Raw genomic sequence first — 21,205 nt, 5'->3', positions numbered from 1 at the left:
TCGGTGTAGGAAGGTTCGACTTTTAAAGTCAGTAGATTCTAGAGGTTCCGCCTGATGTTACTGATGATCGATAAGCGGCATCGGCTTCTTTTGGTGTCCGTTGACGTCTACGCCTCCCTCCCAGTCCCTCTATTTTAAAGGCTTTCACGTTCGTTGGTGTCCATGGCGTCCGTTGGCATCTATGGATAATGCGGGTATCGTTGCGGGTATCAATGTACGGATACCCGCACCATGCCTCTAACCGATGCCAAAATCCGCAACACTAAGGCTGGCGATAAACCCCTCAAGCTCACCGATGGTGGTGGGCTGTACTTGGAGGTTCGGCCGACCGGTACCAAGCTATGGCGTTTGCGCTATCGCATAGGCGGTAAGGAAAACGTTTTTGCTATCGGTGCTTATCCGCAGATCGGCTTGGCGGATGCGCGTGATGCGCGGGAAAAGGCCAAGCCTCTGATTCGTCAAGGCATCCATCCATCGCATAACCGGCAGGCTGAGCGACTGGCTAGCAGCGCTGCCAATGCGAACACATTCGAGGCAGTTGCCCGCGAGTGGATCAAGAAGAAAGCTCCCAGTTGGACTCCGTACTACTTGCGGCAGGTTGAGAGGTCCATGGCGGCCGACGTCTTCCCCTTCGTGGGGAGGCTGCCGATACGCAATGTATCTGCCGCGCATCTGTTGGACATTCTCGGTCGGATTGAAGCCCGAGGCGCTGCAACGGTGGCTCTGCTCGTAAGGCAGTGGTCGTCGGCAATCTTTCGGTACGCCGTCGCGACATTGCGCGCCGACGCCGATCCGGCGGCAGCCCTGAAAGGCGCTATCCACCGGCCCAGGGTGCAGCATCACAAGCCGCTCAGTCGTGAGCAGGTAGTTGAGTTCTTCAGAGCATTGGAACAATACGGCGGCTACAGGACTACGGTGATCGCACTGCGTCTGATGTTGTTCACATTTGTTCGCACCGTAGAGCTCCGCAAGGCGGAGTGGAGTGAATTCGATCTGGATCGGGCAGAGTGGCGTATTCCTGCAGAGCGCATGAAGATGCGAGAGCCGCACATCGTTCCGTTATCCAGGCAGGCCGTGGATCTGTTGCGTGAACTGCATGCCCATACTGGTGGTCGTCGGCTGCTTTTTCCAAACTATCGAAAACCGAACGAATGTATGACAGCAACGACATTGAATCGAGCGCTTGAGCGCATGGGGTTCAATGGTAAAGACAGTATCGGTTTTTCGGCTCATGGATTTCGCGCAACAGCTTCGACAATGCTGAACGAAATGGGCTACCGCTCAGATGTTATCGAGCGTCAGTTGGCGCATGCCGAGAGAAACAAAGTGCGCGCAAGCTACAACCAAGCGGAATATCTGGAAGAGCGGCGCCAGATGATGCAGGCTTGGGCTGATGATATTGACGCAAATATTGCCAAGACTCTTCCTTGATTTCTGATTTCTGATTTCTGATTTCTGGATGCGATCTAATTGGGTTTTTATTTTCTTATGGCTGATCACCTGCTTGGTTCGATTGAGTTGAGATGGGCTAAGTTATTCCTTTTGTGATGCTTTTCTTTTCTTGAATGTAAGTTCCTTTTTCTTCTTCCATCTGGAGCAGTATCTCCAGCACTTCGGTTCTTTTTAAGTCGTGTTTCTCGGCTAACTTATCAAGGCGATTAATTGCTTTGTCGGATAGGATGAAGTTGTACTGCTTCTTGCCTGTTAATTTGGCTCTGTATTTGTTTTGGCTCCACCGTTTTTTGATGGAGTCCATTAGCAATATTTTTTCGTGTATGGAAATGAATTGAGAGTCGAGTAGAGTTATAAAGTCATCTTTTTCCTTTGGAATGCTTTGCTGGAATGTCAGCATGGGGTGCTTGCTTTTTGTTATTTCCCAGGCTGTTTCTAGTTTTTGTGTGGCGTCGGCGCCATCTAGCCATTTGAATATGTGATCTGAGCTTGAATGTTGCTCCCATTCAAACTTTATCTGATTTGCCAGCCATAGTTTTTGGCTTATTTCAACTGTCCATATGTCAATTGTTGTAATGGTTAGTGGTCTGCCTGACAGGGTGGTTGTTCCAATTATTGGATAGTTCCCGTTTTTCTCAATTAATTTTCTGGCTACGAATAAGTTCTGTCTCTTGTTATTTGTTATCCACTCTAGATCTTTCTCGGGCAGCAGGGACATGGCGCTTTGTGCCTCAACAAATTCTGCGCCTGTTGGGGTGTTTTGGATGAGGTCTGCTATGCGGTCTCGCATGCCGGGGCTGCCGAGTTCACCCAGGTTGGCATGTGGGGCTTGTCCTTTTAGAAAGTGCCATAGCCAGTTGCCTAGTCTGCTATCGACATTGAGTCCGTTGAGCGTCTTCTGAAGCCTGTCATTGATTGCATTGGTCATGGGATGGTTCTTTCTGAAAGGATAATCTCTAGTAGAAAAATAGTGGTTTTTGTGAGGGATTCATGCCGTCTTCATGAGGTTTTCTACTTGTTTTCTAGTGTATTTTTAAAGCTTCATCTCAGTGTACATCAGGATCTACAGGGGGGATCTAGCCCTGAATGGCTTTTCGCACCGAAAAAAGCATCAGATTGTCGAGGACTAAGAGACTGACTCCAGGCAGCGCGTGACGGCACGCTGCGCAGCGAGCTTGTCCAGTCAGTCGTTAGACGGGCGCAGTCTGCTGGAGCTTTTGTTTCTGGGTGCGGCGGAGAAAGACGAGGGCGGAGGAATGTTGGGGCGGTTCAGGGGTTGTGAAATGGGGTGTCTGTTATCCGGGTCGATACCTGGCGGCATGTAAATAAATACGGGGAAGCCAGATCTGATGAGTCAAATTAGGAGCTCATCATGAAAGTGATTCGACTGCAGCAGGTAATGGAGATGACTGGCCTTGGGCGCTCCACGATTTACAAGTATGTTTCTGAAAGCTGGTTTCCGAAGCCAATTCCCTTGGGCGGGAGGAGTGTGGGTTGGCTGGAGAGTGAGGTAGCTGAGTGGATCCTGGAAAGAGTGTCAGAACGAGACTTGCAAGAAGTCGCTATGGCGTGAAGGCAAGGCTGGTTTAAGGGTATTTGGCTATCACCATGACCGGGCACGCCCGGTCATGGTGATATTTTCCCGGAGTGAGATTTTTGTGGCTTATTGCGGTGTATGCCATGACGTGTGTGTTGTTTGTTCTGTATTTTGGTGTTTCGGTTCTCGGTATTGGTAGTATGCTTTAACTTGTCTTGTTCTGGTGTGACTGTGTGTATGGCAAGCACTTACAGTGCTTGTTGATAATTTGTGTATTGGTGTCTGTTAAAAATTACTCGCTGTTAGAAGGTTATGTAATCAACAGCGAGGTATCTAGCAATGCAGCGTCATCATGCAAATCACAATCTGAAGATTCATCATGGGGCAGACTACTGTGGTCTGCCTATTCAGGGTGATAAGGGTCCGTTTGTTCAGCAGTATCTGGAAAGGCTGCATAACACGATTGAAAATGCGCTTCAGCAATATTCGAGGGTCTTTGCTTTTAGGGTTGATTTGAGGTTTCCTGCTGGAATAGATCTGCCGGAAGTCTATTCGAATCACGTAGTAGAGCGCTTTGTCGAGTCCCTCAAGGCGAAGATCCGTCATAATCGGCATATGGCACGCCAAGAGAACGGGTATGCGCATGGCAGCAATGTACGATTTGTATGGGCACGGGAAGTAGGGCTGTATGGCAGGCCCCACTATCACATGGCTATTTTGCTGAACTTCGAAGCCTTCAATTCTCTGGGCAAATTCGAGCCAGGGAGAGACAACATGTTCAACCGACTTACTCAGGCTTGGGCAAGTGCTTTGGGGCTACCAGTGGAAGGCGTTAGGGGGCTGGTAGAGATACCTGCCAACCCAACCTATTGCCTGCTTCGTAACGATCCACAGAGCCAGGCTGACTTTTTCTACAGAGCCAGCTATCTCTGTAAGGTCGCTACTAAGGTCTATGGGAATGGCCAGCATGGTTTCGGTGCAAGCAGGCTCTGATAGCCGCTGCCTTGCATGTCTAGTTTGGGCGCATTGAGTCAGGCCTCAATGCGCTTCATTGGTACAGCCAAGGCTGTAGTTCATCTAGGTTGGCGGCCACGATCTGCTGAGCAGTTGCTTTGGCGTGCACTTTGGTTGGGTCGATCTGGTAACGCTGCAGCACGTATTGCACCAGGGCGCCACGGGTTTCGATTAACAATTGGCCATCCTGCATGCCGTAGTCAGCCTCGATAATGGCGCGCTGTTCGGCTTTCAGGCGCGAGTCCGGCTCGATGATGACAGCGAGTCGGGTGTTCCAGCCGCTATCCAGTTCGCGTGTGTGGCCTGACAGGTCATCCATCAGCGTGGGTTCACCACGGAAGCGGCTGAGCACGAAGTCGCGGTAATCGCGGTTCCTCTCGCAGTAGGCGCGTACATGCCAGCGCATGCCAGTGTAGATGAGCGTATGTGGCGCGATCAGCCGGGTTTCGCCGTCCGGGGTACTGAATGACACATACTCGCATTCCAGGCGCAGGCCTTCACGGCAGGCCTTGAGCAGTGGGCGCAGTAACTGCGCGCGGACCGAGCGATCCGGCACGTCGAGCACCTCGGTGTGTGCATATGCCAGTGCCAGGCCCTCGATATGCGGGGCGCGCTCGTGGTTCTGGTTGAGCAGGTGCAGATAGGCACTGGCGCTGTCGTCGATGAACAGCGGTTGGAAGCGGCGGCTCGGGACGTACCCCTTCAAATGCTTGTCATATTCGAGGTTCTTCGGCGCATGTTCGCTGAGGTAGGTGTTGATGTCCTTCGACGCTTGCTGACGGCTGATGCCGAAGCTCTGCATCAGGTGATTGGTGGTCAGGCGGCCCTCCCACCAAGCTACTGTCTCGATGAGGCGATAGCGCAGGGCCAGATCCCAGCGCACGGACTCGATTGATTGTTTGCGTTTCATAGCTACTCCATCTGCTCGAAAACTTTACCTGTACAGGCAAACACTCTAGATACGTCCGGTCACGCTACATATCTTGATTGGCACAAGCAAGCCAACAGCGCCGGTCAAACCGGGAAGAACAATCAAGGAGTAGCAACATGGCATTGATCAACTGTGAAGAATGCGATCGCATGGCAAGCGACCAGGCGGCGGCTTGCCCACACTGCGGAGCGCCTATCGCTAATCAGGCCGCCCAGCTCAAGCCGTGCCACACACTCTGGTCAGCCGCAATGTTGGCTTCTGGCTCGGCGTGGGTATTTTTCTGTTCCCGATCATTTTCGTCTGGTTTTTGCTGCGCTCAGGTCACAGCACCACCAGCCGTGTGATTGGCTTTGCCTGGCTGGCGCTAATGTTGTTCGGCATGGCCAATAGCGAGCACAGCACCTCCCGGCCAGAGGCTACGGTCAGGACTCAGAGTCAGCCGGCCAAGGTGGCCCTACCTGAGGAGCCTCTGCACGAATACACCGCCCAGCAACTGGCTCAGGCCTACGACCGCAACACCGTCGCGGCGGATCAGCAGTTTAAGGGCAAGCGTTTCAAGGTCACAGGTGTGGTGGACTCCATCAACACAGATCTGTTTGGCAACCCCTACGTCACCTTACGTGGTGGGGTAAACCAGTTCATGGAACCTCAGTTTCAACTGGATGAGGCGCACGCCAATTACGCTGCTGGGCTGCAAAGCGGCATGCGCATCAGTCTGTTGTGCACGGGGCGCGGCGATATAGCAAAAACGCCTATGTCCAAGGAATGTGTGCCGGATGCTCGATGAGCGGCTGGTAAGCATTTAATGCTCGCTCAGGCTTCTAGATTGGCGGGTTCGAATCGAGTGTCGATGTCTGTCATATCCAAGTAAACTCACCAATTTGACGATTATCTGGAAGCTTAAATGGTCAAGCTGGAAGACATCACAAAAGACGCCCAGATTCGTGGCCTGCATGGCGACGAGGTGGTCAAGATTGTCAGTGTCGACAAGGTCGGTGATTCGGCAATCAGCGTCGTCTACCAGAAGAGTGCGGGCGGCTACGGCGACCAGATGCTGTTTCGTGACGATGAGCCCCGTCTTGAACTTGCCCAGGCCGGCAAGGCCTGGGCTTTCGATGCGCCAGGAGGCGACTTCAAGCTGGCCCTAGAGGCCTGGCGCATCCAGTTGGCTCACCTGTTCGATCCGATGATGGCGGTGCACACCTCCAACGTCGACCCGCTACCGCACCAGATTTCCGCCGTCTACGAATCTATGTTGCCGCGTCAGCCGTTGCGCTTTGTGCTGGCTGATGACCCAGGTGCTGGCAAGACCATCATGGCCGGTCTGTTAATTCGCGAGCTGCTGATGCGTGCCGATGCTCGGCGCATCCTCGTGGTGTCGCCAGGCTCGTTGACCGAGCAATGGCAGGACGAACTGCTGGAGAAATTCGGCATCAAGTTCGAGGTGTTCAGCCGTGAGAAGCAGGAACAGTGTGCCACCGGCAACTACTTCGAAGAGCAAAACCTGCTGATCTGTCGTCTCGACCAGCTGTCGCGCAACGAGGACTATCAGCTCAAGCTCAAAAATACCGACTGGGATCTGATCATCGTCGACGAGGCCCACAAGCTTTCGGCTAACTATTTCGGCAACAAGGTCAACAAGACCAAGCGTTTCGAGCTGGGCGAGCTGCTCGGTTCGATAACCCGTCATTTCCTGCTGATGACTGCCACCCCGCACAACGGCAAGGAAGAAGACTTCCAGATCTGGCTGTCGCTGCTCGATGGCGACCGCTTCTACGGCAAATTCCGCGAGGGTGCCCACAAGGTTGACGTATCCGACCTGATGCGGCGCATGGTCAAGGAAGAGCTGCTCAAGTTCGACGGCACCAAACTGTTCCCGGAGCGGCGCGCCTACACAGCCAATTACTCGCTGTCTGATCAGGAGGCGGCGCTTTATCACGATGTGACAGAGTACGTGCGCAACCAGATGAACCTGGCGGATCGTCTCGATGGTCAGCGTAAGAACAACGTCGGCTTTGCTCTGACACAACTGCAGCGCCGTCTGGCTTCAAGTCCTGAGGCGATCTATCAGTCCCTGCGCAATCGCCGCAAGCGTCTGGAGAATCGTGTCGAGGAAGAGAAGCTGCACCTACGCGGTGGCGGTGTCGCCAGTGTGTTGGGCGAGTACCTGGTAAAAAAACGCATCGAGGTGCCAGACAACCTCGATGATATGGAAGACGAACTCAGCGCAGACGAGTACGAGCTGTACGCCGACCAATTAGTTGACCAGGCCAGTGCTGCTGAAACCATCGCAGAGATGGAAACTGAAATCTGCCTGCTCCTGGGCCTGGAACAGCAGGCCCAGCGCTTGGTGGCTTCCGGAAGTGACCGTAAGTGGGAAGAGCTGTCCTGTCTATTGCAGGACTCCCCTCAGATGTACAGCGGCGAAAGTCGCCGCAAGCTAATCATCTTCACCGAGCATCGCGCCACGCTGGATTACTTGGTCAGGCGCATTGCCGACATGCTGGGGGATCCGCAGGCCATCGTCACCATCCATGGCGGCACCAACCGTGACGAGCGGCGCAAGGTGCAGGAAGAGTTTCGCCACAACCCGCGCGTGCTGGTGCTGATCGCCACCGATGCGGCGGGTGAGGGCGTCAACCTGCAGAACGCCAACCTGATGGTCAATTACGATTTACCGTGGAACCCCAACCGCCTGGAACAGCGTTTTGGCCGTATTCACCGTATCGGCCAAGATCAGGTCTGCCACCTATGGAACATTGTCGCCAATGAAACCCGTGAAGGTGAAGTGTTCCAGAAGCTGTTCGAGAAGCTGGAAATCGAAAAGCAGGCGCTGGGCGGCAAAGTGTTCGACATCCTGGGCGAGGCGTTCGACAACGTATCGCTCAAGGATCTGCTGATCGAAGCCATTCGCTATGGCGACTCGCCCGAAGTACGAGCACGGCAAAACCAGGTCATCGAAGGGGCGCTGGACACCGAGCACCTGCGTGAAATCCTTCGGCGCAACGCGCTGGTCGAGCAGCACATGAGCCTCGACCAGCTGTATGCTGTCAAAGAAGAAATGGAGAAGGCCGAAGCCCGCAAGCTGCAGCCCTATTTCATCCGCGCTTTCTTCAATGAAGCCTTCACCAGCATTGGCGGCGAGTTGCGAAATCGCGAACCTGCGCGCTATGAGATTCGTCACGTACCGGCCGCATTGCGCGAGCGTGACCGCGTAATCGGTGAAACCCGCACGCCTGTGCTCAAGCAGTACGAGCGCATCTGCTTCGAGAAGCAGCAGGTGCGTGTGCCGGGCAAGCCCATGGCGGACCTGATCCACCCCGGCCATCCGCTGATGCAGGCGTTGACCGATATCACCCTCAGTGCCCATCGCGGCAAGCTCAAGCAGGGCTCAGTGCTGGTCGACCCCAATGACGACAGTCTGATCCCCAAAGTGCTGTTCATGCTCGATCACAGCGTGCGTGAGAGTGCGAGCCACACTAATGACCAGCCCAAAATCGTTTCGCGCCGTTTGCAGTTTGTGGAGATCGACCCGCAGGGCCAAAGCAGCAATGCGGGTTGGGCGCCGCACCTTGATCTGTTGCCGATCAAGCCGGAGGAGCTCGCTCTGGTGCAGGGCGTGCTGAGTGCCTCCTGGTTGCAACAGAACCTGGAAAATCTCGCGCTGCAGCATGCCTCGCAACAACTGGTGCCCGAGCACTTCAGTGAAGTGAAGACCCGCATTCAGCGCCAGGCCGAGCGCGTGCTGGCGGCTGTCCATGAGCGCCTGGTCAAGGAAATCAACTACTGGTCAGATCGCTACCTCAAGCTCAGCGATGACGTGGCTGCCGGTAAACAGCCGCGTATGCAGCCGGAAAATGCACGTCGCCGCTATGAGGAGCTGACAGCCCGACTGGATCAGCGCACTCGTGAGCTGCAAGCCATGCAACAGGTCAGCTCTGCCACCCCTGTGGTGATTGGCGGAGCCCTGGTGATTCCTGCGGGTCTGCTGGCTCAGCGCCAAGGTGATACTGCTTTTTGTGCAGATGCAGAGGCGCGCTCGCGTATCGAGTGGGCCGCCATGCATGCCGTGATCGCAGCCGAGCAGGCCTTAGGACACAGCGTCAGGGATGTGTCTGCCGAGAAGTGCGGCTGGGATATCACTGCGCGCCCGCCGGTTGCCTCTGATGGCAGCATCAGGGATGACCGTCATATCGAGGTCAAAGGGCGCGTCAAGGGCTCAACCACTGTCACTGTCACCAAGAACGAGATCTTCTCCAGCTACAACCAGGGCGAGAAATACATCCTCGCCATCGTGCTGGTGGATGGCGATCAGACAGACGGCCCCTACTACATCAAGCATCCGTTCAAGAGCGAGCCGGAGTTCGGCGTAGCCAGCGTCAACTATGACCTCCAGGAGCTGCTAGGCCGTGCGATCCGGCCGGAGCAAAGCCTGTGAAATGCTCCAGGCGGCACTTGAGCAACTACCGGTGCTTTGAAGGCTTTGAGGCGGATTGCCAAAAATATGCTGAGTCAGGGGACGCCGGGACTGCTAGGGCCGCTCACATTAAATCGAGAGCGTGTTACAGCCAGCCACGCCTGGAGGCCCGGGCCAGATGAAGCAGCACGATATATTCGATTCACTCGCGAGGAACGCCTTCGACTTCCTGGAGCGGGGGATAGACGAGTTCGACAATTCTCCCAAATATTCGGTGATCCACTTCTGCGCTGCTGTGGAGATGTTGCTCAAGGCGCGCCTGATGAGGGAGCACTGGTCACTGATCGTTGCCAAACCAGAGCAAGCCAATCTCGCCAAATTCATGGCTGGAGATTTTGCCTCGGTTACGATGGATGAGGCACGAGCACGGATTCGTGATGTCGCGGGTGAAGACATCGGTAGCGAAGCTTTCACTAGCTTTCGAGCACTGGCCAATCACCGCAACAAGATGATCCACTTCTTCCATGCCGACATGGAAGAAGATGCTCAAGCCAAAGAGCTCATCGTCGCGGAGCACTGCCGCTCTTGGTTCCATCTCCATCGCCTCTTGATCCGTTGGGGCGCCTACTTCAGAGACTTTCAGGTAGAAATCTCACAAGCTGATCGCTCGATGAAAAAGCACCGAAAGTATCTGAGCACCAAGCTCAAGACACTCAAGCCCGAGCTGGATGCTGCGCGCAAAGCTGGCCGAAAACCTACGAGTTGCAGCGCCTGCGGCTTCAAGGCCGCCATCCCTCAGGATGAAATACACGATCAGATCAAAACGGTGTCTTGCCGCGTATGTGACTACGCCGGAACGCAAGTCGAGATCGACTGCCCACACTGCGACAAACCCATCGTTGTCGCAAATGAAGGGTATGCGACCTGCGATCACTGTCATGGAGCAATTGAGCCTGAGCACCTGGTAGATGCACTGGCCGATCATGACGCAATACACAGCGCCATCAAGGATGGTGACGATAGCTGGGAGCTGGCCAACTGCGGTACCTGCGAGGGGTATCAGACAGTTGTCCGGCTAGACGATATGTATTTTTGCGCCAACTGCTTTGAGCTCTCGGATCACCTTGAGCAATGTGAATGGTGCAATACCCCAAATACCGGGGATATGGATGGCAGTTACTTAACAGGCTGCAGCCATTGCGATGGCAGAGCAGGCTGGGAGAATGACGATTAAATGAATATCAAAACCCCGAAAAAACTCATCGAAGTCGCTTTGCCGCTGGACGCGATCAACGCCGCGGCTGCTCGTGAAAAGTCCATCCGCCATGGCCACCCCAGCACCCTGCATCTTTGGTGGGCGCGGCGGCCGTTGGCGGCGGCGCGGGCGGTGATCTTTGCGCAGATGGTGAATGACCCCGGCTACGAGCGCCATCTGGGCCGTGGGGTGAACAAGGAAAAGGCCGCTGCCGAACGCGAGCGGTTGTTCAAAATCATCGAAGAGCTGGTGCAGTGGGAAAACACCAACAACGAAGAGGTGCTGGCGCGCGCGCGAGCAGAAATATGGAAGAGCTGGCGCGAGACCTGCGAGCTGAACAAGGGCCACCCGCAGGCCGCCGAGCTATTTAACCCGGAGAAGTTGCCGGGCTTCCATGACCCCTTTGCTGGCGGTGGCGCACTGCCGCTGGAGGCGCAGCGCCTGGGGCTGGAAAGCTACGCCTCCGACCTCAACCCGGTGGCGGTGACCATCAATAAAGCGATGATCGAGATTCCGCCTAAGTTCGCTGGCTGTGCGCCGGTTGGGCCGGAAATCGATGCCGACAAGGGCGGTAAGAAGCGCGCGACCCGTGATGCCTTTGAGGATTGGTCGGGTGCCAAAGGATTGGCAGAGGATGTGCGCCGTTATGGCGCTTGGATGCGTGAAGAGGCCCAGAAACGTATAGGCCATCTGTACCCGCAGATTGAAGTCACTGCGGAGATGGTCGCTGAGCGGCCGGATCTGGCGCAGTACCAGGGCGATAAGCTTACTGTTATCGCTTCACTATGGGCGCGGACCGTGAAAAGCCCCAACCCGGCGTTTAGCCATACCGAAGTGCCCCTAGCCGGTACATTTGTTCTCTCGAGCAAGGTGGGCAAGGAGGCCTACATCGAGCCAGTGATTGATGGCGATAGCTATCGGTTCGAGGTTCGTATGGGGACGCCACCAGAGTCAGCCAAGGCCGGAACCACGGCCGGAAAGCGCAGTGCGTTTATCTGTTTGTTGTCTGGCGTGCCGGTTGATTACAGCTATATCCGGGCCGAAGGTCAGGCTGGTCGAATGGGCCAGCGGCTGATGGCGATCGTAGCGGAGGGAAGTCGTGGTCGGGTCTATTTGTCGCCGGTGCAGGCCCAGATTGACGTGGCGCAGTCAGCCCAACCCGAGTGGGCTCCTGAAATGGATTTACCCAACAATCCGCGTGACTTCAAAACACCGAACTATGGACTCGGCAAGTTCGGCGATCTATTCACCTGTCGCCAGTTGGTCGCGCTAACTACCCTCTCGGATTTGGTGCAGGAGGTGATTTCCCGTGTGCGTGAGGATGCGCTGGCTTCTGGCATGGCTGATGACGGGATGGGACTGGATCAAGGTGGCGTAGCAGCCACTGCTTATGCACAAGCGGTGGGGCTTTATTTAGGGCTTGCTATTAGCAGAACTACCAACACAGTGAATGCTTTGGCTGTATGGTCTCAGAGTCGAGAGCAGAGTGTGAACCTTTTCAGCCGCCAAGCAATTCCAATGGCTTGGGATTTTCCTGAGGTTAACCCTTTTGCAGGTGCTGCTGGCGACTTCGCAGCTACCACCGCGTCAATGAGTAAAGTGCTGTCTGATTTCTCTACAAACCCTGGCTTTGTAACGCAAGCTGATGCTCAAAATCAGAGCGTTAGCGCTGGGAAACTGATCTCGACTGACCCGCCCTACTACGACAACATCGGTTATGCCGATCTGTCAGACTTTTTTTATGTCTGGTTGCGTCGCTCATTGCGACCAATCTTCCCCAATCTGTACGCCACCTTGGCCGTACCCAAGGCAGAGGAGTTGGTGGCTACGCCGTATCGGCATGGAAGTAAGGACAAGGCTGAATCCTTCTTTCTTGATGGTATGACTGAAGCCATGCATAACTTGGCTGAGCAGGCTCATCCAGCCTTCCCGGTCACCATTTACTATGCCTTTAAACAAGCTGAAACTCAGGCGGCTACTGGCACCTCTAGTACTGGCTGGGAAACTTTCCTGGCAGCTGTACTCAAGGCTGGGTTCGCACTCACGGGCACTTGGCCAATGCGTACTGAGCGCCCAACGGGCGTTAAAGTTGCCATGAATGCTCTGGCCTCAAGTATCGTGCTGGTCTGCCGTCCTCGTGCCGCCAATGCGCCGGCAATCTCGCGCCGCGAGTTTATCCGCGAACTCAATGCCACCTTGCCGGACGCACTCCTGGATATGACTCGTGGAGGTATCAACTCACCGGTAGCCCCGGTGGATCTGTCGCAGGCGATTATTGGCCCTGGAATGGAGGTGTTCAGTAAGTACAGCGCTGTGTTGGAGGCTGACGGCTCGCCTATGAGCGTGCGCAGCGCGCTTCAACTGATCAACCGCTTTGTCGGCGAAGACGACTTCGACCACGACACTCAGTTTTGCCTTGCGTGGTTCGAGCAGCATGGTTGGGCAGAGGGCAAATACGGAGATGCCGACGTGCTGGCCCGTGCCAAAGGTACCAGCGTCAACGGCTTGGTAGATGCCGGTGTAGTGGAGAGTGCCAATGGCAATCTACGTCTGCTCAAGTGGGCAGAAATGCCCCGCGACTGGTCGCCGGAAGACGACATCCGCCTGCCCGTGTGGGAAGCCCTGCACCAGTTGATCCGCGCCCTTAATCAGGACGGCGAAACCGCCGCGGGTCAACTACTGGCGCGCATGCCCGACAAAACCGCTGGCCTCACTGCGCTGACCTATCGCCTCTACACACTCTGTGAGCGTCAAGGCTGGGCCAATGAAGCGCGCGCCTACAACGAACTGCAGGGGGCGTGGCTCGGCATCGAACAAGCCAGCCAGGACGCTGGCCACATCGGCAGCCAGGCTGCGTTGGACATCTAAAGGGATATCACCATGCTCAAAAGCGCAACGATCAAAAACTTCGGCCCGCTGCCCAGCGGCGAGTACAAGTTTGCTCCTGGCCTGAATGTGGTGGTTGGCGAAAATGGCAGCGGCAAGAGCCAGTTGCTCAAGCTGCTGTATGCCTTGCTCAAGTTGCAGGCCGACAGCAAGGAGCTGAACAAGACGACGCTGCAGAAGGAATGTGCTGACAAGCTGGTGGGGGTATTCCGCGCGGATGCCCTGGGCCGGCTGGTCACTCGCCGCCAGGGACATGATCGCTGTGAGGTTGCCCTCTCCATGCAGGAGCAAAAGCAGGATCTGGCCATCAGCTTGTCTACCCGTTCCAGCAGTAGCGTACAGATTGACGTGCTGCCGACGACGAGGCTTGAGCTGTCGCCGGTCTACCTACCGACCCGCGAGCTGCTCACCCTGTGCCCCTGGTTCGTACCGCTGTACGACAACCACCATGTGCCCTTCGAGGAAAGCTGGCGCGATACGGTTTCGCTGTTAGGTAAGCCGGCGCTGAAAGGCAAGCGCGAGGCAGTGGCCGCCGGCCTGCTGCAACCGCTGGAAGAGGTGATGGGCGGCAAGGTCGTGGTGGATACGCCCAGCGGGCGTTTCTACCTGCAGGTACCCGGCGGGGGCAAGATGGAAATGCCGCTGGTTGCCGAGGGCTTGCGCAAAGTGGCCATGCTGGCTCGCTTGATCGCTACCGGCACCCTGCTGGAGCAGGGCTATCTGTTCTGGGACGAGCCGGAAACCAACTTGAATCCAAGGCTGATCCGCAAGATCGCTGCCAGCATCATGTCGCTCTGCCGGCAGGGAATTCAGGTGTTTATCGCCACGCATAGTTACTTTTTACTCAAGGAACTGGATCTGCTTTCGCGTCAGCAGCCTGTTGCGCAGTGCTATATCGGTCTGTCACTCGATGATGCGAGGCAGGTGCAGTGTGAGCAGGTTGATAGCCTGGCAGAGCTGAATTGCCTCGTTGCGTTGGATGAGGAACTGGCCCAGTACGACAGGGAAATGGAGATATCCCATGACGCAGCTGGTTGAAGATGGTCTGCGTCTGACGTTCCCGGCGGGCTGGCAGGCGCTCAAGTTTGATGACACGTCCTGGCATCGCCAGCGATTTGGTCATCATCAGGCGGTGGATGTTCTCGCTACCCATTCTGGTCAGCACTGGTGGATTGAGATCAAGGACTGTGAAGGGTTTGAACAAGATAACCGCCCGCGCATGTCACCCGCTGAGCCGCAGGAGGTAGAGCAGGCGCGTACATGGGTCAAATCACAAGGGCTGGAAAGCCGTGTGCGGTTGACACGCGCCAAGCCGTTCATCATCGATGAACTGATCGAGAAGCTGCGCAGTACTTTGGTCAGTGTGCTTGCCGCAAAGCGCCAGGGAGAGGCCGAGTTGCAGCCCTATGTGGCCGTCTTCGAACAGGGGATGCCATTTAGCGTGATCTTGTTGCTTACTTGGGACATCGCCGATTTCAACCGTCTAGCCCAACGTCTGCAGCAGAAGCTGAATAGGGCATTACTGCCGTATGGGCTTCAGGGCCTGGTGGTTAATGACCTTGGGCGTGTGGCCGGCCTGGCCTGTCAGGTATCAAGAATTTGAACGTCGCTCGCGGTGCTGTGCGTGGCTGAATTATTTGCGCCGTAAAGGACGCGCATGGGGAGGGAGCGCCTGGCTCTGCCCCGGTAATCGAGGAAGCAAAAGAATGACTTTGAAACCCTGGCGTTTGATCGCCGAACCCCACGAAGACGTGCGTAGCGGCACCTTTGTTCAGGCTGAGTTCGCTGCGGATATCACGCGAGTGCACACCGGTACGGCGGCAGCGGAGTATCAAGATCCGAAGCTGTTCTTCCAGCGAACTTTTATCACTGAGGGCATGCGCCTGTTGCTGGATTCGGTGGTCAAGCGGCTGTCCGGCAAGGGCGGGGATCCGGTTATCCAGTTGCAGACGGCGTTCGGCGGCGGCAAGACCCACACCATGCTGGCGGTCTATCACCTCGCTCAGGGTAAGGTGCCGGCCAGTGAGATGCCGGGTGTTGGGACTATTCTGAACAAAGCCGGTGTCACCGAGCTGGCACCTGCGCGGGTAGCGGTGTTGGATGGCATCAAGTCCTCCCCCAATCAGCCGGTACAGCACGGGGGCTGCGCTGTGCGCACGCTCTGGGGTGAGCTCGCCTGGCAGCTGGGTGGCGAAGAGGGCTATACGCTGGTCGCTGACGCCGACCTGTCTGGCACATCGCCGGGCAAGGATATGCTGGTGACGCTGCTTAGCCGTTATGCACCATGCGTGATCCTGGTGGACGAGTTGGTGGCCTATATCCGTCAGTTCGAGGAAGGCGTTTCGCTCGCCGGCGGAACCTTCGACTCCAACCTGACCTTTATCCAGGCGCTGACTGAGGCGCTCAAGGCTGTGCCGACGGCGGTGATGTTGGCCTCGCTGCCTGAGTCCGAAAAAGAAGCTGGCAGCCAGCGTGGAGTGCGCGCCCTGGAGGCACTGTCGCACTACTTCGGTCGTGTGCAGGCACTGTGGAAGCCGGTGGCGACTGAGGAGGCGTTCGAGATCGTTCGTCGCCGCCTGTTCAGCCGAATCAATGACCAACTTGCTGCTGAGCAGGTGTGCCGTCAGTTCGCGGATTTCTACATTGCCCATAGCGGCAAGTTCCCGTCTGAAACCCAGGAAAGCCATTACTACGAGCGCCTGAAGCAGGCTTACCCCATTCATCCTGAGGTATTTGACCGGCTCTATGACGACTGGTCGAGCCTCGATAACTTCCAGCGCACCCGTGGCGTGCTGAAGATGATGGCTAAGATCATCTACAGCCTCTGGAAAGACGGAAACAACGATCCGTTGATCATGGCTGGTAGCCTACCGTTTGCGGATACCGACACCCGCAACGAGTTCACCTATTACCTGCCAGCAGGCTGGGATCCGGTAGTGGATCGGGATATCGACGGACCGCGTGCCGAAACCGTCGCCATCGAAAACCACGATGCACGTCTTGGCGCTGTGCATGCATGTCGTCGGACGGCGCGTACCATTTTCCTCGGTAGTGCGCCGACAACCTCCAGCCAGCTTGTTCGCGGTATCGAGCTTGAGCGCGTGTTGCTGGGTAGTGCTCAGCCGGAGCAGCAGCTGGGCCTGTATGAGGATGCACTGCGCCGCCTGGGTGACAAGCTGCATTACTTGAACAGTGCCAACAGTCGCTACTGGTTCGACACGCGTCCGAACCTGCGTCGCGAGATGGAGGAACGTAAGAAGCGCTTCAAGGATCGTGAGGATGTGTTCCCGATCTTAAAGGATCGTTTGAAGGGGTTTGGGAACAACTCATTCTTCGTACATCCATTCAATGAGAGTTCGGACGTTCCAGATGACTGGACACTGCGCTTGGTGGTGTTGGCGCCTAGCGCGCCCTACAGCAAAACTGGACCGAACGCGGCGCTGATAAAAGCGCTGGAGATCCTCAAAAATCGCGGTGAGCAGCCTCGGCAAAAGCAGAATCGCCTGATTTTCCTGGCTGCGGATGCCGACAACGTTAGTCGCTTGAAGGATCACGCGCGTTCGGTATTGGCCTGGGAATCCATCGTCAGCGATTACAAGGACAACCGCCTTACCCTAGATAACCTGATGGCCAAAAATGCCTCAGCCAGCTTGGAGCAGGCCCGCGAGACGCTGAATCGTACCCTGCGCGAAACCTGGAAATGGCTGCTGGCGCCTGTGCAACATGCCAGTAATTTGACTGAGATCGTTTGGGAGCCTTATGCCATAAATCCGGGCGCTTCGAGCCTGTCCCAGGAGATCGAAAAGGTTCTGCGGGAAAACGAATTGCTGATCACCGAGTGGGCGCCGATCCATCTTTCCAACATGCTCAAACGCTGGTTCTGGAAGGACGGAGTGGCTGAGGCTGGCGCACTGGATGTGTGGCAGAAAACCTGCTGCTACCTGTACCTGCCGCGCCTGCGTGACGATCAGGTGTTCGCGCGCACGCTGAATCAAGGTGTACAGAGCAAGGACTTCTTCGGCGTTGCGCAAGGTAAGGAAGGCGACCGCTATCCGGGCTTTGTGTACGGCAAGCCAACCTCGGTCATTCTCGATGGATCTTGTCTGCTAATCGAACCAAGCGCGGCATCGGACTATGCCGAGGCACTCCGAGCCAAGGAGGCTGCGGCTAGTGCAACGTCTACGATGCAGTCGCCTGGAGATCTGATCCATGACACTCCTACCGGCAGCTCCGGCGGTACAGTTGCTGGTGCTGGTGCTGGTGCGGTGGGCGGTTCGTCGGGTTCGGTCGATGTGCCAGTGACTAAGGCATTGCCGACGCAGTTCTATGCCAGCGCCGAGCTGGACCCGGTCAAGGCCAAGATGCAGTTTGCAACGCTGGTCGATGAGGTAATTCAGCAGTTCACGGCTAAGCACGGCGTGAACGTGACCATCTCCATCGATATCCAGGCCAGCAGCACGGCTGGTTTTGATGACTCAGTGCAGCGGTCGGTCAAAGAAAACTGCAGCGTGCTGAAGGTGAATACTTACGAGTTTGAGTAGAGCTATTCGCGGCGGGCGTCCTGGTTGACGTCCGCTGCTACAGCCAGTGAGCCGGGATTTCGATGGCGTAGTTCTTGGCGACAGTTTTCAGTGTGGCGAGGATCTCTGCGTGCCTTGCGTGGTCGTTGGGCTCCCAGGAGCTGCGGGTATCCAACAGGCTTTTCAGCTCGCCCAGGTTGTACATGCCAAGGCGATGAAAGTTGCCCCAGCTGGGAATGCCAAACAGGTTGTAGATGACCACGGTGGCGTCGCGTTCGCTGGCAAGGCGCTTTTCCCCGCTGAGCTTTTCTGCAGCGGCTTCGGCTTCATCACGGTCGTCGTAGGTGTTGAGCAGTTTCATCAGTGCTGGGCTGTAGTTCAAATGGGCGGTGGATTCTGCCTGACTGGCAAAAAAAGAACATCCAAGGATCTGTTCAGGGAGAGCCGCTGGCAAGCGGCTCTCCCTGAACATTGGCCTATCGCATTAGCTCCTTTGTAGCCGACTCAAGATCCAGCATGCCAGCACCAAGGCAATTAGCAGCGGTGGAAAGCGCACCATCAGAATCACCAGCAGCAACATTGCCAGACAGCCTGCGAGGATGCCGACAAATACGAACACTGCTGCAAATGTGCGAAGTAATAGCTTCATGCCAGACTCCTCACAGGTAACCCAGTTCTGCTAGTGACACACAGCCTTCTTGGCCCACTACGATATGGTCGAGTGTGCACACGCCTACCAGGTTTAGCGCCTCCTGCAGTTTCGTGGTGAGCATACGATCTGCCTGGCTGGGTTCGGGGTCTCCTGATGGGTGGTTGTGTACCAGGATCATGGCGGCAGCGTTGTATTCCAGGGCGATCTTCACGACTTCCCTGGGGTAAACACTTGCTCCATCGAGGGTGCCGCGAAACAGCTCCTGAAAGGCAAGCACCCGGTGCCGGCTGTCGAGCATGAGCAAAGCGAACACTTCATGCTCATAGCTGGCCAGTAGCGCCTGTAGGTGGCTGAACACCTCTTTTGGTGAAGTCAGTGCTCGCCCCCGGCGCAGACGCAGATTCGCCAACTGCCGGGCCATCAGCAGGATGTCGGTTTCGGTGACCGGCGACTCGACCAGGTAGGTGCCGGTCGGTTCACTGGCCTTCAGCTTGTGCAGACGCATGCTGGACTCCTTGATGGTTATCGGTCGGTGGGGTGTGGCGCAGGGCTTGTGCGTCCAGCTTCTCGGCCAGGCTGGTTTTCGCCAAGCGCTGAGAAATGTTGGTGGCTGGAGATGGGGTTTCCTCCGTGAGGTAAAACTCCTCGGCGATGGCGCCAGCGTCTTCTTCGCTGTCCTCGAAGGCGCCATTGCCAAAGCCACGCTGCGCGGCTTTATCCAAGGCGGCCTGATCGAAGCCGGCTGCTTGCCGCTGCGTATCGAGCTCATTGGCCGCCAGCAGTACTTCCGCAATGTCCATACCGCCGCGCACCGTCAGGTCGACGTAGAAGATCGGCGTGCCATGGCTTTGCCGGGTGGACTTACCACGCAGGCGCAGTTCCAACGGCAGACACGCCAGACGGTTGCCCGATATGGCCTGGAAGTAATGCAGACGAGCCGCCAGGGTGCGGATGCTGTTGAAACCGGTGGTACGGAACACGAAGCTACCCAGCGGATCGTCATCGCCAATGACCACGTTCAGTCGACCGTAGGGCCTGCAGGCATTGCCTTTGGCCAATGAGCAGGCATCCGGCGAAGGGCAGGGCAGCGACTGCATGCCGTCCTGAGTGACGCGCTTGCAAGTCTCGCCATTGCCGACGCACAGCGGCCGTCCGGACTGGCGATCGAACAGCGTGTAGTCGGCGCGGAAGTTCAGCTCCGGTTCGTTGAACAGCAGGCGCACTGGGATGTTGCGCAGCTTGTCGTCCTGGCCTTTGCGCAGCTCATCATTGAGCGGATGCAGCAGCCAGCCTTCCTTGCCCTGCACCTGAGAAGTGATAGTGAACTGGTCATCCTTCTCCGGCAGACGCTTGCCATTCTTCTCGATGACCTTGCCGATGGAAATCCGCCCGAGCACCGGCGGGGTGATTGCTAAACCTTTGAGCATGATGGCTCTCCTGGAAATGAAAAAGGCCAGCCACGCAGCGCGAACTGCATGGACTGGCCAAGGGGAAGGAAATGAGGGAAGTGAAAATCAGCCGACCAGGAAGCGCCGCGCACCTGGTTTCGTCAGCGGATACTTGGCCTGCAGGTAGGGCTTGTCCTGGAGCAGTTGAGAGACATCGAGACCGATGCTGTCCTTGGCCTTACGCCAGCTGACGTAGCCGCTGGAGAACTCCGCCCGACTGGCATCGCCCATGGCCTGCTGCAGCATCTGCTTGAGCTCGGCTTCGCGCTTTTCCTTGTCGGCAATCGACTGGCGCAGGGCCTTGAGCTCGATGAAGGCAGCGCTCAGTCCGGCATGGCTGCTGAAGTCGACGACCTGGCCGTTGTCCTCCGGGTAGAGGCAGCGCAGGGCCAACTCAGCGGAAGCCGTGCCATCAGCCGGCGGCGGAGTATCCGTCTCGACGTAGTGCCAGAACTGATGCTCCAGATCGATCAAGCGAGCGATCATCTGCTCGTCCCGCTCGATGCGATGAATCTCCAGCGTCTGGCCCCCGAGCAGCACGGCGACATCCGCTGCCTGCTTGCCGGTGACAGCGAGCTGGTGCATCACTTGAAGTTGCACATACTCCGGCACGCCCTCCTTCCAGAGGCGTGCGCCGTTTATGCCGGAGGTCTTACATTCGAGGATCTGCACATCGTCGGCCCCGATCACCTCGCGGTCGATGTTGGCCAGCATCCAGGGCAACTCCGGATCAGGATGCTGCAGCACGGCGTTGACGCGTCGTACCTTGTTCTTGGTGCGTTTGCTGTAATGCCAGGCCACGATGGGCTCCAACACGTTGCCCCAGTACATCGGGCTTTCCTCATCATGAGGATCGGACTTGGGCAGGCCGGAATCGCGACCGGTCTTCTCCAACCACAGTTCCAGCTGCGACTTGTATGGATTCAGTCCCACCGCAGAGGCTGCATCCGAACTGCCGATGCCTTGCTTGCGGATTTGCAGCCAGTCCTCGCGCGGCAACTCCTTGGTACTGACCAGGCGTAGGGCTGGGCATTTCTTGCTGGTGCTGCCGTTCAATGACGTTGCTTTCATGGTGTTCACCTGCAGGCATAAA

General features: G+C 56.5%; 17 protein-coding genes. 10 read left to right on the top strand and 7 right to left on the bottom strand.

The window, feature by feature from the left end:
• The first annotated feature begins 231 nt into the window (after positions 1 to 231).
• Positions 232 to 1,431 (top strand): integrase arm-type DNA-binding domain-containing protein, encoded by a 1,200-nt coding sequence (locus APH34_RS22200; protein ID WP_033999474.1) that lies wholly within the window; start codon positions 232 to 234, stop codon positions 1,429 to 1,431.
• A gap of 97 nt (positions 1,432 to 1,528) precedes the next feature.
• On the opposite strand, the gene APH34_RS22195 is transcribed toward APH34_RS22200, so the two are convergent.
• Positions 1,529 to 2,380, bottom strand: coding sequence for a hypothetical protein (locus APH34_RS22195; protein WP_054902935.1), 852 nt, complete (start codon positions 2,378 to 2,380; stop codon positions 1,529 to 1,531).
• Between the two features lie 444 nt (positions 2,381 to 2,824).
• Here APH34_RS22195 and APH34_RS22190 point away from each other — a divergent pair, with 444 nt between their 5' ends.
• Both APH34_RS22190 and APH34_RS22185 read left to right on the top strand, forming a co-directional pair.
• Positions 2,825 to 3,025 carry an AlpA family transcriptional regulator gene (locus APH34_RS22190; RefSeq protein ID WP_009408457.1) on the top strand — a complete coding sequence of 67 codons (201 nt, stop codon included), beginning with the start codon at positions 2,825 to 2,827 and terminating at the stop codon, positions 3,023 to 3,025.
• 303 nt (positions 3,026 to 3,328) lie between these two features.
• Entirely contained in the window at positions 3,329 to 3,982 is a 654-nt protein-coding gene (locus tag APH34_RS22185) for an inovirus Gp2 family protein (RefSeq protein WP_054902934.1), read from the top strand.
• 55 nt (positions 3,983 to 4,037) lie between these two features.
• On the opposite strand, the gene APH34_RS22180 is transcribed toward APH34_RS22185, so the two are convergent.
• Positions 4,038 to 4,913, bottom strand: a complete 876-nt coding sequence (locus APH34_RS22180; protein WP_054902933.1) for a WYL domain-containing protein — start codon at positions 4,911 to 4,913, stop codon at positions 4,038 to 4,040.
• 244 nt (positions 4,914 to 5,157) lie between these two features.
• Between APH34_RS22180 and APH34_RS22175 the strand changes: the two genes are divergently transcribed.
• From APH34_RS22175 to APH34_RS22145, 7 genes are all read left to right on the top strand, one after another.
• Positions 5,158 to 5,721: a hypothetical protein gene (locus APH34_RS22175; protein ID WP_177337047.1), complete on the top strand. Its 564-nt coding sequence runs from the start codon at positions 5,158 to 5,160 to the stop codon at positions 5,719 to 5,721.
• Positions 5,722 to 5,838: 117 nt separating this feature from the next.
• On the top strand, positions 5,839 to 9,372 hold the full coding sequence (locus tag APH34_RS22170; protein ID WP_054902932.1) for a helicase-related protein: 3,534 nt from the start codon (positions 5,839 to 5,841) through the stop codon (positions 9,370 to 9,372).
• Between the two features lie 157 nt (positions 9,373 to 9,529).
• Positions 9,530 to 10,585: a hypothetical protein gene (locus APH34_RS22165; protein WP_054902931.1), complete on the top strand. Its 1,056-nt coding sequence runs from the start codon at positions 9,530 to 9,532 to the stop codon at positions 10,583 to 10,585.
• The gene (locus tag APH34_RS22160; protein WP_054902930.1) at positions 10,586 to 13,474 is read left to right on the top strand and encodes a DUF1156 domain-containing protein; all 2,889 of its coding nucleotides are present in this window, start codon (positions 10,586 to 10,588) and stop codon (positions 13,472 to 13,474) included.
• Between the two features lie 12 nt (positions 13,475 to 13,486).
• On the top strand, positions 13,487 to 14,530 hold the full coding sequence (locus tag APH34_RS22155) for an ATP/GTP-binding protein (RefSeq protein WP_054902929.1): 1,044 nt from the start codon (positions 13,487 to 13,489) through the stop codon (positions 14,528 to 14,530).
• Positions 14,514 to 15,095: a hypothetical protein gene (locus APH34_RS22150; protein WP_054902928.1), complete on the top strand. Its 582-nt coding sequence runs from the start codon at positions 14,514 to 14,516 to the stop codon at positions 15,093 to 15,095. Before APH34_RS22155 ends, APH34_RS22150 begins: the two co-directional genes overlap by 17 nt.
• A 103-nt stretch (positions 15,096 to 15,198) precedes the next feature.
• Positions 15,199 to 18,033 (top strand): ATP-binding protein, encoded by a 2,835-nt coding sequence (locus APH34_RS22145; protein WP_054902927.1) that lies wholly within the window; start codon positions 15,199 to 15,201, stop codon positions 18,031 to 18,033.
• Between the two features lie 37 nt (positions 18,034 to 18,070).
• On the opposite strand, the gene APH34_RS22140 is transcribed toward APH34_RS22145, so the two are convergent.
• The 5 genes from APH34_RS22140 to APH34_RS22125 form a co-directional block, all read right to left on the bottom strand.
• Positions 18,071 to 18,373, bottom strand: coding sequence for a hypothetical protein (locus APH34_RS22140; protein WP_054902965.1), 303 nt, complete (start codon positions 18,371 to 18,373; stop codon positions 18,071 to 18,073).
• Between the two features lie 123 nt (positions 18,374 to 18,496).
• Positions 18,497 to 18,661 (bottom strand): hypothetical protein, encoded by a 165-nt coding sequence (locus APH34_RS29640; protein WP_177337046.1) that lies wholly within the window; start codon positions 18,659 to 18,661, stop codon positions 18,497 to 18,499.
• Between the two features lie 10 nt (positions 18,662 to 18,671).
• On the bottom strand, positions 18,672 to 19,169 hold the full coding sequence (gene radC / locus APH34_RS22135; RefSeq protein ID WP_054902926.1) for a DNA repair protein RadC: 498 nt from the start codon (positions 19,167 to 19,169) through the stop codon (positions 18,672 to 18,674).
• Complete coding sequence (locus tag APH34_RS22130; RefSeq protein WP_054902925.1) at positions 19,141 to 20,091, bottom strand: hypothetical protein; 951 nt, start codon at positions 20,089 to 20,091, stop codon at positions 19,141 to 19,143. Before APH34_RS22130 ends, radC begins: the two co-directional genes overlap by 29 nt.
• An 87-nt stretch (positions 20,092 to 20,178) precedes the next feature.
• Complete coding sequence (locus APH34_RS22125; RefSeq protein ID WP_054902924.1) at positions 20,179 to 21,183, bottom strand: YqaJ viral recombinase family protein; 1,005 nt, start codon at positions 21,181 to 21,183, stop codon at positions 20,179 to 20,181.
• Positions 21,184 to 21,205 lie beyond the last annotated feature (22 nt).

This window comes from Pseudomonas sp. NBRC 111131 (assembly GCF_001320525.1).
Classification (GTDB): Bacteria; Pseudomonadota; Gammaproteobacteria; order Pseudomonadales; family Pseudomonadaceae; genus Aquipseudomonas; species Aquipseudomonas ceruminis.
This window is presented reverse-complemented; position numbering and strand designations above follow the sequence as displayed.

Bases quoted from the DNA above. Each gene is read 5' to 3' on its own strand.
- APH34_RS22195 (WP_054902935.1), bottom strand. From the start codon at position 2,380: ATGACCAATGCAATCAATGACAGGCTTCAGAAGACGCTCAACGGACTC.
- APH34_RS22155 (WP_054902929.1), top strand. From the start codon at position 13,487: ATGCTCAAAAGCGCAACGATCAAAAACTTCGGCCCGCTGCCCAGCGGC.
- APH34_RS29640 (WP_177337046.1), bottom strand. From the start codon at position 18,661: ATGAAGCTATTACTTCGCACATTTGCAGCAGTGTTCGTATTTGTCGGC.
- APH34_RS22145 (WP_054902927.1), top strand. From the start codon at position 15,199: ATGACTTTGAAACCCTGGCGTTTGATCGCCGAACCCCACGAAGACGTG.
- APH34_RS22185 (WP_054902934.1), top strand. From the start codon at position 3,329: ATGCAGCGTCATCATGCAAATCACAATCTGAAGATTCATCATGGGGCA.
- APH34_RS22170 (WP_054902932.1), top strand. From the start codon at position 5,839: ATGGTCAAGCTGGAAGACATCACAAAAGACGCCCAGATTCGTGGCCTG.
- APH34_RS22180 (WP_054902933.1), bottom strand. From the start codon at position 4,913: ATGAAACGCAAACAATCAATCGAGTCCGTGCGCTGGGATCTGGCCCTG.
- APH34_RS22165 (WP_054902931.1), top strand. From the start codon at position 9,530: ATGAAGCAGCACGATATATTCGATTCACTCGCGAGGAACGCCTTCGAC.
- APH34_RS22160 (WP_054902930.1), top strand. From the start codon at position 10,586: ATGAATATCAAAACCCCGAAAAAACTCATCGAAGTCGCTTTGCCGCTG.
- APH34_RS22140 (WP_054902965.1), bottom strand. From the start codon at position 18,373: ATGAAACTGCTCAACACCTACGACGACCGTGATGAAGCCGAAGCCGCT.
- APH34_RS22200 (WP_033999474.1), top strand. From the start codon at position 232: ATGCCTCTAACCGATGCCAAAATCCGCAACACTAAGGCTGGCGATAAA.
- APH34_RS22190 (WP_009408457.1), top strand. From the start codon at position 2,825: ATGAAAGTGATTCGACTGCAGCAGGTAATGGAGATGACTGGCCTTGGG.
- APH34_RS22125 (WP_054902924.1), bottom strand. From the start codon at position 21,183: ATGAAAGCAACGTCATTGAACGGCAGCACCAGCAAGAAATGCCCAGCC.
- APH34_RS22130 (WP_054902925.1), bottom strand. From the start codon at position 20,091: ATGCTCAAAGGTTTAGCAATCACCCCGCCGGTGCTCGGGCGGATTTCC.
- APH34_RS22150 (WP_054902928.1), top strand. From the start codon at position 14,514: ATGACGCAGCTGGTTGAAGATGGTCTGCGTCTGACGTTCCCGGCGGGC.
- radC (WP_054902926.1), bottom strand. From the start codon at position 19,169: ATGCGTCTGCACAAGCTGAAGGCCAGTGAACCGACCGGCACCTACCTG.